Source organism: Capnocytophaga sp. ARDL2 (assembly GCF_041530365.1).
In the GTDB taxonomy this organism is placed as follows: Bacteria; Bacteroidota; Bacteroidia; order Flavobacteriales; family Flavobacteriaceae; genus Flavobacterium.
In genome coordinates this window covers 1268614-1282449 of record NZ_CP168034.1, presented here as the reverse complement: position 1 = coordinate 1282449, position 13836 = coordinate 1268614, and the positions used below count along the sequence as shown (strand labels likewise).

Sequence of the window (13836 nt, the reverse complement as noted above, 5' to 3'; positions counted from 1 at the left end):
AAAATTTATTGTTTTTTGGCTACACCTCTTTGTTTTTGATTGTTTCCAACAAGATTGTATTCAAAGGTATAGCTGTTTTCATCTGTAGTTAAAATTTTTATGTGAATTGGCTTTTCTTCTGTGCGATTTTTGGGATTGATTCGCTCTAAGACAAATTCACAATCATTGATCCAACGCACTTTTGCCGTGTCTGTTTTTCCTTGATAAGTTTCTATCTGATATTCTTCAGTACGAGTAAAAACCGTTTGATGTTTTTTGCCATCAATTTCTTGTTCAAACACAAAAATTCCGGTTTCATAATCTTTACAATTTCTCTGTGGTTGAAAACACGAAACCATAGAAAACATGATAATTGTTAATCCTAAATATTTCATTTCTTTATCTGTTTATTTTTTTAGACAAAAAGCTAAATCCATTCACTATCCACCAGTCCCTATTCATTAAACAATCCACTGACCATAGTTTTTATTCCTTTAAAAAACAACCACATAGCCGTTAAACATATTCCTATTGCAATAATCATCACAGGATAATACAGAGGATGTTGTTCGTTTTTAAATGCCGAATTTAATACTATTGGTCCTATAAACATACATAAAATTCCAATGGCTACTGTGCGTAATCCTTTGGTAATTTTTAATTTATTTGTAGTGGAGCTCATGGTTTAAACTATTGAAATTTTGATGCAAATGTAACAGAAAAATTGTTAAATAATTTTCAATAGTAAAGAAAACTTTTAAAATAGAAAAATATGTATTATTTTTTCACAAAAAAACTCCTACATTTGCAGGCTGAAAGTAAACCGTCTTATCGCTGGATTTATTCAGAGGAAAGTCTGGGCACCACAGAGCAAAATAGCGGGTAACGCCCGTCCGTCGAAAGATGAGGACAAGTGCAACAGAAAGAATGTACAGTTCGGCTGTAGTGAAATCAGGTAAACTCTATTTGGTGAAATGCTATGTAAACCAACGCTTGAGAGCTGCTCGTTCGACGTTGGAGGGTAGGCAGATAGAACTTACGGGCAACTGTTAGTCTAGATAAATGATAAGAAAAAAAGAGGTAACCCTACCTCTTTTTTACAGAACCCGGCTTACAGGTTTACTTTCTTTTTATTCTTAGAAAAGTTTTTGCGAAATCTCTTTTTTCCATTGATTGTGTTTCATTTTTGGGTTTTCGCTCTACTTTTGGCAAACTTCCTTCTTCTGTTTTGGTACTATCACTAATCAATCGATTGAGTTCTTTCATCTCTGCATCCGTAAGTAACCTATGCATTCCCAATGGAATATCCAAAGTAATATTGATGATTCGTGTTCGTTTCAAAGCTACTACGGTATAACCAAAATATTCGCACATTCTACGAATCTGACGGTTCAATCCCTGTGTCAAATAGATTCTAAACGTATCTTTCGTAATGCGTTCTACCTTACATTTTTTGGTGATTGTATCGAGAATCGGTACACCATTTCCCATACGAGTGATAAAACGGTCTGTAATAGGTTTATCCACTTTTACAATATATTCCTTTTCGTGATTGTTTCTCGCTCTGAGTATTTTATTGACAATATCACCGTCGTTGGTCATCAATATCAATCCTTCCGAATCTTTGTCCAACCTTCCGATTGGAAAAATACGTTTAGGGTAATTCACAAAATCTACAATATTGTGTTTTACCTCTGGATTGGTAGTACACTCAATTCCCACAGGTTTATTGACCATCAAATAGACTTTTGCCTCTTCATTTTTCGCTCGAACAATCGTTCCATCTACTGCAACTACATCATCGAGTTGAACTTTGGTACCTAATTCAGGAACAACTCCATTCAAAGTAATTCTCCCTTGTTCCAACAATCGATCGGCTTCTCGACGAGAACAATAACCAATTTCGGTCAAAAATTTATTGATACGAATTCCTTCTGTATTCATAGTATTCTCATTATTCATTACGCCCCAACTCTTTTTACTTTATAGGATTTTTTTAGAAGATATTCCATAATTTTATCTCGGAAATTTCCTTGAATGATGATTTCACCATCTTTGGCACTTCCCCCTACTCCACACAATGTTTTAAGGTCTTTTGCGAGTTGTTTCAAATCATCCTCTTTACCTTCAAAACCTTTGATGATTGTTGCGATTTTTCCTCCTCTATTTTTCTTATCAAGATGAGCTTCTAATCTTTGATCTTCAGGAGCCAAAGTTTCTATTTCTTCTGAATTATCAAATTCAAAATCTTCGTTGGTAGAAAACACAAATCCACCTAAATCTTCTAATCTATTTATTTTTTTTTTCATTTTTTAATTGATTTTTTCCTTTTATTGCTTGTTTGTATAGTTTAATAACATTTTTCCATTTGATTTTACCTTGCTTCAAATCAAAAAACAATTTACTGAATATCCAATAAAAATTATTTCTAGGAAAATTTCTATAAAAAAATGCTCCCGCACTAAAATATCTTTGATTCTCAGACAATTTATCGTTGGTTGTTGGTTGATTGTGAGAAACAATTATTTTAGGATAAAATCCAAACGAACAACCTTTTTTGTAATAATCCAACAAAAATGTATTTTCTTCTCCCATAAAAAAAGGTGCATTGATACCAAATCTTTTGTCAAAATAGATTTGATTTTTATCTAAAACATCTTTTTTAAAAGCAATTTCAAATGAAATAATATGTAAAAGTTGTATTATAGATAATTTCTTTTGCGATTTCTGCGGGTACTTTTTGATAATTTTGCCATTTTCAACATATTGAAAACACACAAAATCAGTTACTAATTCATTAAATCCCGTTACAATATTTACCACAAAATCATCATGATATACCAGATCATCATCGGCAATTAGCAATAATTTTCCTTGAGCATTTTTCAGAGCTAAATTTCTGCTTTTAGACAATCCTTTTTCAGATGAATTAATTACTCTAACATTTTGAAATTGAGAAACCAAATTCTCTTTTTTTGTTTGATTTACAATCAAAATAGAAATATTTTTCCACAAATCATTAGGGAACATTTTGAAAAGAAATTCCAAATTGTTTCTATTTTCAGTTGAAATTAAAATTTCTAAATCATTTGCAGAAAATTGTGACATAAAACCTTATTTTTGTGCAAAAATACAATAAAAAATCATGAAAGTATTGTTGGTGGGAGAATATAGCAATCTTCACAATTCGTTAAAAGAAGGATTAATCGCTTTGGGACACGAGGTTACTCTGGTTTCCACAGGTGATTCTTTTAAAAATTTATCAACCGACCATTCAATTCATGCCTCTTTTACAGAATCAAAAATAGGAAATATATTATTTAGATTTTTACGAAAAATCAAAATTTTAAACTTAGAAAAATCTGAAAAAGCTCTAAGATTCTTTTTTTTCATACAAAAACAAAAGCAATTTGATTGTATCCAACTCATCAATTCCAATGCAATAGAATCGTATCCTTTTATAAATCAATGGTTTTACAAACAATTACTCAAAAAAACGAAAAACCTAAATCTATTGGTATGCGGAGATGAAGTACCTATCGTGGATTTTTATTTAAAAAACAAAAATTTTTACAATATTCTTACACCGATGTTGGAAGATGAATCATTGAAAATTCATTTCAGCTATCCTTTGAAATATACTCAAAAATCCTACAAAAAAGTATTTGATTTTTTGAAAAATCATTGTAATTCTATCATTACTTCGGATTTTGATTACGAAATTCCTATGAAAAAAATGGGTTTCAAAACGCATTTTATTCCCAATCCTATCAATTGTGATAAAATAGTTTTCAATGAAAATAAAGTTACTGACAAAATCGTAATCTTATTAGGAATCAATCGGTTTTCATATTACAAAAAAGGGATAGTGTATTTTGAACAAGCCTTAAAAATCATCAAAGAAAAATATTCAGACAAAGTAGAAATAATCATTTCTGAAAATGTTCCTTACAAAGAATATGTAAAAATTATAAACAAGAGCCACATTGTCCTTGACCAAATTTTTGCACATGACCAAGGATATAACGCTCTTACGGCAATGGCTCAAGGAAAAGTGGTTTTTACTGGTGCTGAAAAAGACTGGTTACAGTATTTCAATTTGGAAGAAAATAATGTTGCTATCAATGCGTTACCCAATGTAGAAGATATTGTCTCAAAATTGGATTTTTTGATAAATAACCCTAAAAAAATAGAAATTATTGGCAAAAATACTAGAAAATTCATTGAAAAGGAACATCATTACATTCAAATTGCAACAAAATATTTAGAAGCATGGTCACTTTGAATAGGTAGATAAAAACTCCTCAAAATCCCTGATATAATCCTCTTCATCATATTCACCAGAGGAAACCACCAAACTCACGGCTCCTGAAGAAAAATTTTCCAATTCTCGCCAAGTGCCTTTGGCTACATATAATCCTTCATAAGGTCTGTTGAGTGTGAAAACTTTTCTTTGCTTTCCGTCATTTAAAACAACATCAAAACTACCTGCCACTGCTACAATCAGGCTTTCTTGTTCCTTATGTGCATGACCTCCTCTCGAACCACCACTTGGTACATCGTATAAAAAATATGTTCGCTTGATGGCAAATGGAATAATGTCTTTCTCTATCACAGAAAGATTACCTCTTGGGTCTTCTATTTTTGGTAGTTTAATGATTTTTGATTGCATAAATGTTTACAATTTGTCGTAATGACCATATACTTGCAAAAATAGTCAAAATCCCCAACAATACATTCACTGCGATAGGATTTGTTACAAATATTTTAATAATTATTGAAAATAGTATCAAAAACGAAAACAAAACCGATATTTTGAAGTTTTGACTATTCATCTCCACTTTTGTTTTGTACTTGCAAATGAAAAATATAGCCAACAAATACAAGAAAAAATACACACTATATGCTATTCCCAACCCCGTAATTTGATTATTTTGAAATCCATATAAATGAATACCAATATATAAAACAGTAAAAATAAATTCGTTTATTACAAATATTTTTTTCTGAGATTTAGCAATTAAGGTGTAGGCTAAAATCCACGAAATCATTTTAAAAAATACTCCCAAAATGGCAAATTCTACATAAGAAACACTCCCTAAAAAATCTTTACTAAATAAAAGTCGTACAACCCAATCACACAACAACAATAGCCACAATAATATAGGAAATAGTACTATCAATCCTATTTTCAACTGCTGATTGACCTCTTTATTGAGTTGAACGATGTCTTTGGCAGCTTTGGAAATTCTCGGAAAATAATCATAACTCATTGACATAAATACAATGGCTACATACTGATTGATAATCGTATTTCCTGTAACAAACAATCCCAATTCGTCTAAGTCACCACTTTTACGGATGTAAATTTGTACAATATAAGCTGATAATACCGCCAAAATACCTGCAAAACTATAGTAAAAACTCTCGGTTAAAATATTTTTTGAATCCTGTGAAAACTCTTGATGACTAACTTTTTTTACAGGTTGTTTTATTTTTCTAAAAGCAATGTAAATTACCAAAATATCAATCAAAGCAATAGCTACAATGTTGTAAACCACACCGTCTATTCTGAAAAAATAATACAGCGGAATGGTGCAAAAAATCCCTAAAATATTTCCGACAATTGCAGCGTTGGCAAGTGTTTTTAAATAAATTCTGGATTGTAAGTAACTGTTGAAAGCGATGAGTAATATTCTTGTAAAAACGGCTATTGAAAGTAATTGAAATGCCCAACGAAAATCATTGGTTCCAAAGGTGAAATCACTGAGTTTTTCGGCAAAAATAAAGCAAAATAGCAATCCTAAAATGGCTAAACCTAAGGTGATTTTCCGAGCAATGTAGAATTTTTTTGGTAAATCTTCATCAGTGGAAACCGAGAGATATTTCACCATACTGGTCGGAATACCTGCGTTAAAAATTCCGATGATGAGTTCTATAGTAGCGGCAATCAAACCAAAAAATCCCACACCTTGCGTACCCAAAAGCACAGCCGCCAACTTGGTTCTAACAAGACCAATTACCAAGGAAATGAATTTCACACTTCCAAAAATCGCTGTGTTTTTTAATATACTTTTTGAGTTTGACATTTTTTCAGATTATATTACCACATAGACACATAGATTTTTCACAACTTAGAAACAAAGATGCTTCATTTTTTAAAGAAAACATAGAATGTAATGGTTATCTTGTAGTTTGACAAACCACTTCAACGCTCTATTTATGGTTTGTCAAACTGTGGTGAGAAATAGCTTCCTGCCTCCCCTGTCCCACCAAATGTGGGATGCTTATAGCCTAATAACTATTCACCGCCTTAATCACTTGACTTACTTCTTCAAACGAAAGCATTTGATGACACGGAATGCTTACTACTTCACGGTGAATTTGCTCAGAAATAGGCAGTTGCAAATCTTCAAATTCTGTCATACTGCTTTGTAAATGAGGTGCAATCGGATAGTGTATCAATGTTTGAACCCCTTTGCTCAACAAATGCTCTTGAAAAGCCGTTCGGTTTTTTACCCTAACCACAAAAATATGAAACACATGATTTTTAGATTCGTCCCAAGTAGGTAATTCAACTTTATTATTTTGAATTTCAGTTAAATATCTTAAAGCAATCGCTCTTCGTTTGTCATTGTCAAAATCCAAATCTTGTAATTTGAGGTTCAAAATTGCGGCTTGCCATTCGTCTAAACGAGAGTTGCAACCTTTGTAAATATGGTAATATTTCATTTCCGAACCATAATTTCTCATCGCTCGTATGCAATTTGCCAATTGCGTGTCGTGGGTAGTTATGGCACCACCATCGCCCAAACAACCCAAATTTTTCCCAGGGTAAAAACTAAACCCAGCGGCGTGTCCGATAGCACCTGCTCGTTTGCCGTCTTGCATAGCACCGTGAGCCTGAGCAGCATCTTCTATCAACAATAAATTGAAATCCTCTGCTAATTGTCGCAATTCTTTGGCATCGTTGATTTGTCCGTATAAATGCACCATCAAAATCGCCTTGGTTTTCCCAGGTTCAATGGCGTTTTGCACTGAAAAAATATCTAAGTTATAGGTTTTCAAGTTGGTATCAATCAGTTTAGGTTTCAAACCAGCGTTGATAATCGCCAAAATACTCGCAATATAAGTATTGGCAGGAACGATAATTTCATCGCCTGTTTTCAATTTTCCTAATTGTATATATGCCTTGAAAATCAGTGTTAAAGCATCTAGGCCGTTGCCAACGCCCACCGTATGCGGAACGCCACAATACTCCGAAAAATTGCGTTCAAACAAATCCAATTGTTCGCCCAAAATATAATGTCCCGACTGAACAAATTCTTTGGTTTTCTCCAAAATTTGCTCTTCATAAGGTTGATTTATTTTCTTTAAATTGAGGTATGGAATCATAAATACAAAGATTCAATTAATGAATATTTTTTTGTTTCCAATTGATAAAAATCCTGAGAAACCGAACGAGCTCCAAAATTTTCTTTAAACTCCATCAGTCCTTTGTTGAGTTTTTTTCCGTTTTCTTCGTTGGAAATTCCAAAATCAAAATAATCAAAATTTGAAAATTTCTCAAAAATCAAATGATGAAATAAAAAATCTAAAATTCTCAAATTTCTATATTCTTTTTTCACGGAAATATACTGACAATGAACCGTTTTTTTATCAATATACAAAACCGTTCCTGCTACAATTTCATCATTCAATTTGACTGTATATAAATGAATGTTTTCTGGGAATTTATCGTGTAAAAATTGAATTTCTTCCAAAGAATGCACAGGTTTTACTCCGTATTTTTCTAACAATTCCACCGATAAAATTTCATTCCAAAAAAAAGAAAAATTGGTACTTTTTTCAATGATTGCTCCTGCTTTTTTCGCCTTATTGACTTTCCAATTCAGTCCGTGAGTGGTAGGGATTTTTTGTTTTAAATCAATTACCGAACACAAATCTCTGCGATACAATTTTGCTTCGGTTACAAATGTCAAATACTTCAATTCATCATTGCCATTTGTGGTATAAAAATTCGGAATTTCCTTCCAAAACCATTGAGAAATAGCATTTTCGTGTAAAAATTTCATCAAATGATAAAAAATTTCAACAAAATCTGTTGTTCGTAATTTTGACTGACAAATCAATCCTCCGTAGGTCAATCCGTTGTGAGAGAATATTTTATCCCCAGAAATATGAGCAGGAAGCAACGCAATCAATTCCTCTTTTTCAAAAATCATCAACGAAAAATCCTCAAATCTATCCTTATGGTATTCCATATAATCTCTATGAAACAAAAATGTAGCGTTTTTTGCTTGGGCTACAAAGTTGTTCCAGAGATGATAATCTTTTAAGGAATATTTTACAATTTTTATTGATGACATACTATAAGTTCTTTCTGCAAAGATAAAAGAAAAATTAGGTTGACAATTGCTACAGATAGAAAGGTTTTACTTTTATTTTATTTTGCACATAAAAAATGTCTGAAATATAAATTTCCAGACATTTTTACACCCGTTGTGCATTTTAAATTATACTTGCTTTAATTTTATTTATTTCCTTTTTTAATACAAATTTGTTAATGTATTGAATTAAGGTTAAAGCAGTTATTTTACTGATAATTCGTGTTTTAAAACCGTTGAATGATTTAGCATAATTCCTTTTAATCATAAATTGATCACAAAGTTGAGAAAATAGAGTTTCGATTCTTTTTCTCTTCTTTTTGAATAAATAAAATTGAGGTTTGTAATCTTTTTGATTTATTCTTTTAGGTGTATCTAACTGAATAGTAGCAGTGTTAAACAAATCTAATTGATATTGTGACGATATATAACCTCTATCACCAATCAAAACGCAATTTTGAATTTGAGAACTAACATCTTTTAAATAATGAACATCGTGAACAGATGCTGGAGTCATATCTAAACTTTGTACAATACCTTCTATTGAACAGATTATGTGTAATTTATATCCAAAATAATGTAACTTCTGACTAGCACAAAAACCATAATCAGGATATGAAAAACTTTCGTCTCTACAAATTTTACTTCTCATTGCTCTAGCATTTTCACATATTTTCAAAGGCATACTATCAATTACAAAATAACTCTCCTCTCTATTAAAACACATTGCAAGTTTTTCCCTAATCTGATTTATATAATAAAAAAGATTTCGTTTTCTTTTGTTATAAACACTTCTTTCTATTTTGTTTTTCAAAGAATTAGGTATTTTTCTAAAGAGTTGTAATTCACTATCAATACTTAAATATTCTGCTGTTAAATTTAAACTCACCAATTCTAAATCACTCATTTTTGGCTTTCTCCTTTGATAAGGTAAAAGTTGATGAGGAAAAAAATCTTCTAAAACTTCTAAAATTCTTTCGTATATTTGCTCTAAGTTGTTCATTTTTTATTTGTTTTAGCGAACTAAATATACTGAATTTCAGTTAAATGAACAACTTTTTTTATTTTATTTCATAATGCACAACAGGTATTTTTACATTATTTTTTACTATTTACCAACTTCCTCCTGCTCCACCTCCAGAGAATCCGCCTCCTCCGAAACCTCCTGAAAATCCGCCACCGAATCCACCGCCGCCAAAGCCTCCGCCTTTCCAACCACCAGATTTATTATTTCTTCCTGCTCGTGAAAGAATTATCATAATATCTTCCATGCTTAAACCGGCGTCTTTGTATTTTTTAATTTTCTTTTTGTTTTGTTTATTTGACCAATAAACCAATAACGCTATGACACCTATCATCAATAGTAAGGTAATCAACCCTGCATTAGCTCCTTCATCTGAACCCTCTTCTACTATATATTGACCCGAAAACAAAGCAATCAATTGATCAGTCCCATTGTCCAATCCTCCGTAGTAATCTCCTTGTTTGAAATAAGGAATGATTTCATTTCTAATAATTTGCCCATTGACTCCCGCAGTCAATAAGTGTTCTAAACCATATCCAGGAGCAATCCACAATTTGCGTTCTTGCTCTGCCAAAAGTATAAAAACACCATTGTCTTTTCCTTTCTGACCAATGCCCCATTTGTGAGCCCAACTAGGTGCCAATGTTCCCTCGTATTCTCCTTTCAATGATGGAATAATGGCTATTACAATCTGATTAGAAGTACTATCTGCATAATTGATGAGTTTTTGCTCTAAGGCTTTTTTATCTTCTAAACACAACAAATTTGCATAGTCATATACACTGGTTTGCTCAATACCTTGTGGTTTGGGCGGTATTTCAAATTGTGCATAAGATATTCCTACTTGAAAAAGCAACAGTAATGGAAAAATATAGTGTAGCAGTTTTTTCATAAATAAAAAATAAGGTTTGAATTTGTTGCCTTTGGCATTTCAGGTTCAAAGTTTCAAGTTTTAGGTTTCAAATCCTAAAACAAAAATCAACTTGAAACACCCAAAACTCCTTTAGATATTTCATTAGACAATTCGTCAATTGATGTCGATTCGTCCGCTGGAAAATATTTTTTCAATTGTTCACCTGCTCTCAACACACCTTCTACCAATCCTTGGCAATAGTTTTTATTCTTAAAATTGGAAATCACCACATCTTTGGTACATTCCCAAAAATCATCGGGAACAACTCGGTTGATTCCTTCATCTCCAACGATTGCAAAACGATGATCGATAGTACCTACATAAAACAAAACACCATTTCTGGCGTTTGTTTTTTGCATTTCCAACAAGTGAAAAACTTCCCAAGCTCTTTCCATCAATTTGCTATTAGAATGATTTTCAATATGTACGCGAATTTCGCCAGTAGTGTTTTTTTCGGCTTGAATAATTGCCTGAACCACTTGCTGTTCTTCCTCGTGTGTTAAAAAGTTATTTGTATGCGGCATGATTGTATTTTTGTTACACGCAGATTTTATTTATCATCTACTTTGCGTTTATTTTGATTCGAGCGGATGACACAGATATTTTAAGCTTCCGCTTTTAGGGGTTGCTTCGAAACACGGTTATTCCAACTGTTTGAATTAAATTTTACGATCCAAGGTTTCGCCAAAATTTACGCATTAATTTAACACTAATTATGTAATTTGTAAAAAAAATAATTTATGAAAATCTGTGTAATTCGTGGCTAAAAAATCTACACCAAAGGTGTATAAATCTGTGTAATATATGAGTAAAATCGAATTAAAATTCTACTTTTGGAGCTTTTTCAGCACCTTTTTCCGAAGCAAAATACGCTTTTTGAGGATAATTGCCTAAAAACAATTTGTTTGGCATTTTCATCACATAATTGTTGTATTCTGTAACGGTCGCATTAAATCGTGTACGAGCTGTAAGAATTTGATTTTCTGTAGATGCCAATTCATCTTGCAATTTCAAAAAGTTTTGATTTGCTTGTAATGTTGGGTAATTTTCTACCGTAACCAACAAACGACTCAAAGCCGACGAAACTCCCGATTGTGCTTCTTGGAATTGTTGCATTTGCTCTGGTGTTATATTCGTTGGGTCTACGGTTACTTGTGTTGCTTTTGCTCTTGCATTTACCACGGCTTCCAAAGTCGATTTTTCATGCTCAGCCGCTCCTTTTACAGTGCTAACCAAGTTACCAATTAGGTCATTTCTTCTTTGATAAGCGGTTTCTACATCAGCCCAAGTACGCTCGGTATCTTGGTTTAATTTCAAAGCGGTATTGTTGAAATTCATCCATGCGAAAAACATCGCAATAATCAATACGCCTACTACGGCAATAGCTGGTAATACTTTTCTCATATTTGTCTGTTTTTTTAAAGATTGTTTTTTATTTGTACTAATTGTTGTTTTATGTTTTGTAATTTCTGAATGATTTCAAGGATTGTCAAAGGCTCTTTTGACGAATTTTTCAAATATTCTTTCGCTCCATCGAGGGTATAACCTTTTTCTTTTACCAAATAAAAAATAGTGTGCAAATGCTTTACATCTTGCGGTGTAAACATTCTATTTCCCTTAGCGTTTTTCTTTGGTTTTAAAATATCAAATTCCTTTTCCCAAAAACGCAACAACGAAGCATTTACTTGAAAATAAGTAGCCAATTCGCCTATGGAATAATATCTTTTTTCTGGTAAGGTGTTTTCTTTCATACGAATTATTGTACAAAATATTAGGTACAAAGTTTAAAACCTATAAATCTATTGACTTTAATAGGGTATAAAGATAAAATTTTTCTTTTTATTATACAAATGGTATTATTACTTAAGAATTACTGATTTATATTCGATGGATATAATTATTTTTGTCTTATGTTAATTGTTTAATTTCAAAAAAAGTAAAAATGATGACTTTAATAATAGTTATTTTATTTTTGTTGGGTTTTATTGCAATTTCTTTTGCAAACAACCGAAATAATAATAAATAAGAATTAAATCCAAATGAAAACATCAAATGAAAAAGACTATTATGATTTTCTTTTTGAAAATCGCAATAGTTATATTTTTTACTTATCATAAGAGATATGCCATTGGTAAATTTGTTGTTCATATTGAGAATCAAACCTCTACCTCTCAATCATCTCTCGACGAATCCTCGAAGAAGTAATCAAACAAGCTATTAATCCCAAAATCAATAGTGTAGCAAGTACGGTTGCTACATTTTCAAAACGCCATTCTATCGGATAGGCAAATGTGGGATTGACCATAATCCATTGAAATTGTTTCTGACAAAAGGCTATAATTACACCCAAAATCAGTCCAACCAATGTTCCTAAGGCGGTGATAATCATTCCTTGTAAGAAAAATATCTTGCGGATATTTTGTATGGTAAATCCTAAGTAACTCAATGTTTTTATCGCTTCCTTTTTTTCTAATATTATCATAATCAACGCTCCACATAGGCAAAATAGCGTAATCACAATTACCAAAGTAAATACCAAATACACTGCCAAGGCTTCGGTTTTTAGCATTTTGTACAAGCTATCATTGAGTTGTTCGCGTGTTTTTATTTCGAATTGATTGGGAAAATGAGTTTCTATTTGCTGAATAATTGGTTTTAAATTTTGATTTTCATCAATTTTTAGTTCCAATTTTGAATATTGATTTTGGTTGAGCGACAATAATTTCTGCCCTACTTCCAAATCGGCAAATACAAAACTTTTTCCATCACCTGCCGCCTCTGCCATATACACATCTATAGGATACAACGGAAAACTCACATAAGCATCTTCAACCGAACCAAGTAGTCCTTTTCCTGGCTTCATCGCCAATACTTCCAAGATGTTTTCTTCAGGATTTTGACCGATTCCCAATTGATACACCAGATTTTTATCTAACACCACTTCGTGGGTATTAGGGTCTATCCATTGGTCGTAATCTGTAAAATTTCTGACGCCAAATACTTCATCATATCCAGCACTTACCGCCTTGATAGTCGCTACTTGTTGTTTGCCTCCGTAGGTAAACACTACACGTTCTTCGACTACCTGAGCCGTGTGTTGAACTCCGTTTATTTGATTGATTTGTTGTAATTTCTCAGGCGATAATTGAATCGTTTTTCCCTTTTTGGGAAAAATCGTCAATTCAGGATCGAGTGCGTCTGTAAACGTACGAATGTGTGATTCCAATCCGCTAAATACCGACAAAACTACAAACAACGCCATCGTACTCATGACAATTCCCAAACTGGAAATCGTCGTAATGATGTTGATGCCCTTGGTTTTGCTCTTGCTAAACGCATATCGCTTTGCGATGTAATAGACGAGTTTTATCACGGTTTAAATTATTACAAATATCAAATCGTACATTCTGTTCTCACGCAGATTTCGGAGATCACACAATTTTTTTTCGAAAGAATTACTCATAAAACTGCTCTTAGAAACGATTAAACCTTCGATTTAAGGCTGATTATCACAGATTTTATTTTTTATCTAT

16 protein-coding genes and 1 other RNA gene are annotated in these 13836 nt (G+C 32.2%); 2 read left to right on the top strand and 15 right to left on the bottom strand.

Going from position 1 to position 13836, the window contains the following annotated elements; translation table 11 throughout:
* Positions 1 to 5: 5 nt before the first annotated feature.
* Positions 6 to 374, bottom strand: coding sequence for a DNA topoisomerase IV (locus tag AB4865_RS06405; protein WP_372472455.1), 369 nt, complete (start codon positions 372 to 374; stop codon positions 6 to 8).
* Positions 375 to 433: 59 nt separating this feature from the next.
* The gene (locus tag AB4865_RS06400) at positions 434 to 661 is read right to left on the bottom strand and encodes a DUF6095 family protein (protein ID WP_372472454.1); all 228 of its coding nucleotides are present in this window, start codon (positions 659 to 661) and stop codon (positions 434 to 436) included.
* A gap of 133 nt (positions 662 to 794) precedes the next feature.
* Between AB4865_RS06400 and rnpB the strand changes: the two genes are divergently transcribed.
* An RNA gene (gene rnpB / locus AB4865_RS06395) (RNase P RNA component class A) lies at positions 795 to 1109 on the top strand.
* Here rnpB and rluF read toward each other — a convergent pair.
* From rluF to AB4865_RS06380, 3 genes are read right to left on the bottom strand one after another with little or no spacing between them, the layout of a single operon-like run.
* Positions 1099 to 1923, bottom strand: a complete 825-nt coding sequence (gene rluF, locus AB4865_RS06390; RefSeq protein WP_372472453.1) for a 23S rRNA pseudouridine(2604) synthase RluF — start codon at positions 1921 to 1923, stop codon at positions 1099 to 1101. The two genes, rnpB and rluF, sit on opposite strands and share 11 nt — an antisense overlap.
* 17 nt (positions 1924 to 1940) lie before the next feature.
* Positions 1941 to 2288, bottom strand: coding sequence for a translation initiation factor (locus AB4865_RS06385; RefSeq protein WP_372472452.1), 348 nt, complete (start codon positions 2286 to 2288; stop codon positions 1941 to 1943).
* The gene (locus tag AB4865_RS06380) at positions 2269 to 3087 is read right to left on the bottom strand and encodes a glycosyltransferase family 2 protein (RefSeq protein ID WP_372472451.1); all 819 of its coding nucleotides are present in this window, start codon (positions 3085 to 3087) and stop codon (positions 2269 to 2271) included. The genes AB4865_RS06385 and AB4865_RS06380 overlap by 20 nt, the downstream gene beginning before the upstream one ends.
* A gap of 37 nt (positions 3088 to 3124) precedes the next feature.
* Between AB4865_RS06380 and AB4865_RS06375 the strand changes: the two genes are divergently transcribed.
* The gene (locus tag AB4865_RS06375; protein WP_372472450.1) at positions 3125 to 4264 is read left to right on the top strand and encodes a glycosyltransferase; all 1140 of its coding nucleotides are present in this window, start codon (positions 3125 to 3127) and stop codon (positions 4262 to 4264) included.
* Here AB4865_RS06375 and AB4865_RS06370 read toward each other — a convergent pair.
* The 10 genes from AB4865_RS06370 to AB4865_RS06325 all read right to left on the bottom strand — a co-directional run bounded on the left by AB4865_RS06370 (position 4256) and on the right by AB4865_RS06325 (position 13676).
* Positions 4256 to 4651, bottom strand: coding sequence for an FdtA/QdtA family cupin domain-containing protein (locus tag AB4865_RS06370; protein WP_372472449.1), 396 nt, complete (start codon positions 4649 to 4651; stop codon positions 4256 to 4258). The two genes, AB4865_RS06375 and AB4865_RS06370, sit on opposite strands and share 9 nt — an antisense overlap.
* On the bottom strand, positions 4632 to 6068 hold the full coding sequence (locus AB4865_RS06365; protein WP_372472448.1) for an oligosaccharide flippase family protein: 1437 nt from the start codon (positions 6066 to 6068) through the stop codon (positions 4632 to 4634). The genes AB4865_RS06370 and AB4865_RS06365 overlap by 20 nt, the downstream gene beginning before the upstream one ends.
* A 205-nt stretch (positions 6069 to 6273) precedes the next feature.
* The gene (locus tag AB4865_RS06360) at positions 6274 to 7374 is read right to left on the bottom strand and encodes a DegT/DnrJ/EryC1/StrS family aminotransferase (RefSeq protein ID WP_372472447.1); all 1101 of its coding nucleotides are present in this window, start codon (positions 7372 to 7374) and stop codon (positions 6274 to 6276) included.
* Positions 7371 to 8348, bottom strand: a complete 978-nt coding sequence (locus tag AB4865_RS06355; RefSeq protein ID WP_372472446.1) for a GNAT family N-acetyltransferase — start codon at positions 8346 to 8348, stop codon at positions 7371 to 7373. The genes AB4865_RS06360 and AB4865_RS06355 overlap by 4 nt, the downstream gene beginning before the upstream one ends.
* A gap of 142 nt (positions 8349 to 8490) precedes the next feature.
* Positions 8491 to 9369, bottom strand: a complete 879-nt coding sequence (locus tag AB4865_RS06350) for an IS982 family transposase (RefSeq protein ID WP_372472445.1) — start codon at positions 9367 to 9369, stop codon at positions 8491 to 8493.
* 109 nt (positions 9370 to 9478) lie between these two features.
* Positions 9479 to 10282, bottom strand: coding sequence for a YgcG family protein (locus AB4865_RS06345; protein WP_372472444.1), 804 nt, complete (start codon positions 10280 to 10282; stop codon positions 9479 to 9481).
* A gap of 86 nt (positions 10283 to 10368) precedes the next feature.
* Entirely contained in the window at positions 10369 to 10827 is a 459-nt protein-coding gene (locus AB4865_RS06340) for a TPM domain-containing protein (protein WP_372472443.1), read from the bottom strand.
* Positions 10828 to 11122: 295 nt separating this feature from the next.
* Positions 11123 to 11707 (bottom strand): LemA family protein, encoded by a 585-nt coding sequence (locus tag AB4865_RS06335; RefSeq protein WP_372472442.1) that lies wholly within the window; start codon positions 11705 to 11707, stop codon positions 11123 to 11125.
* A 14-nt stretch (positions 11708 to 11721) separates the two neighbouring features.
* Positions 11722 to 12054 carry a MerR family transcriptional regulator gene (locus AB4865_RS06330; protein ID WP_372472441.1) on the bottom strand — a complete coding sequence of 111 codons (333 nt, stop codon included), beginning with the start codon at positions 12052 to 12054 and terminating at the stop codon, positions 11722 to 11724.
* A 413-nt stretch (positions 12055 to 12467) separates the two neighbouring features.
* Positions 12468 to 13676, bottom strand: coding sequence for an ABC transporter permease (locus AB4865_RS06325; protein ID WP_372472440.1), 1209 nt, complete (start codon positions 13674 to 13676; stop codon positions 12468 to 12470).
* Between the last annotated feature and the right edge of the window lie 160 nt (positions 13677 to 13836).

Excerpts from the sequence above, each read along its gene's own strand:
- AB4865_RS06405 (WP_372472455.1), bottom strand. The coding sequence starts at position 374 with ATGAAATATTTAGGATTAACAATTATCATGTTTTCTATGGTTTCGTGT.
- AB4865_RS06400 (WP_372472454.1), bottom strand. The coding sequence starts at position 661 with ATGAGCTCCACTACAAATAAATTAAAAATTACCAAAGGATTACGCACA.
- rluF (WP_372472453.1), bottom strand. The coding sequence starts at position 1,923 with ATGAATACAGAAGGAATTCGTATCAATAAATTTTTGACCGAAATTGGT.
- AB4865_RS06385 (WP_372472452.1), bottom strand. The coding sequence starts at position 2,288 with ATGAAAAAAAAAATAAATAGATTAGAAGATTTAGGTGGATTTGTGTTT.
- AB4865_RS06380 (WP_372472451.1), bottom strand. The coding sequence starts at position 3,087 with ATGTCACAATTTTCTGCAAATGATTTAGAAATTTTAATTTCAACTGAA.
- AB4865_RS06375 (WP_372472450.1), top strand. The coding sequence starts at position 3,125 with ATGAAAGTATTGTTGGTGGGAGAATATAGCAATCTTCACAATTCGTTA.
- AB4865_RS06370 (WP_372472449.1), bottom strand. The coding sequence starts at position 4,651 with ATGCAATCAAAAATCATTAAACTACCAAAAATAGAAGACCCAAGAGGT.
- AB4865_RS06365 (WP_372472448.1), bottom strand. The coding sequence starts at position 6,068 with ATGTCAAACTCAAAAAGTATATTAAAAAACACAGCGATTTTTGGAAGT.
- AB4865_RS06360 (WP_372472447.1), bottom strand. The coding sequence starts at position 7,374 with ATGATTCCATACCTCAATTTAAAGAAAATAAATCAACCTTATGAAGAG.
- AB4865_RS06355 (WP_372472446.1), bottom strand. The coding sequence starts at position 8,348 with ATGTCATCAATAAAAATTGTAAAATATTCCTTAAAAGATTATCATCTC.
- AB4865_RS06350 (WP_372472445.1), bottom strand. The coding sequence starts at position 9,369 with ATGAACAACTTAGAGCAAATATACGAAAGAATTTTAGAAGTTTTAGAA.
- AB4865_RS06345 (WP_372472444.1), bottom strand. The coding sequence starts at position 10,282 with ATGAAAAAACTGCTACACTATATTTTTCCATTACTGTTGCTTTTTCAA.
- AB4865_RS06340 (WP_372472443.1), bottom strand. The coding sequence starts at position 10,827 with ATGCCGCATACAAATAACTTTTTAACACACGAGGAAGAACAGCAAGTG.
- AB4865_RS06335 (WP_372472442.1), bottom strand. The coding sequence starts at position 11,707 with ATGAGAAAAGTATTACCAGCTATTGCCGTAGTAGGCGTATTGATTATT.
- AB4865_RS06330 (WP_372472441.1), bottom strand. The coding sequence starts at position 12,054 with ATGAAAGAAAACACCTTACCAGAAAAAAGATATTATTCCATAGGCGAA.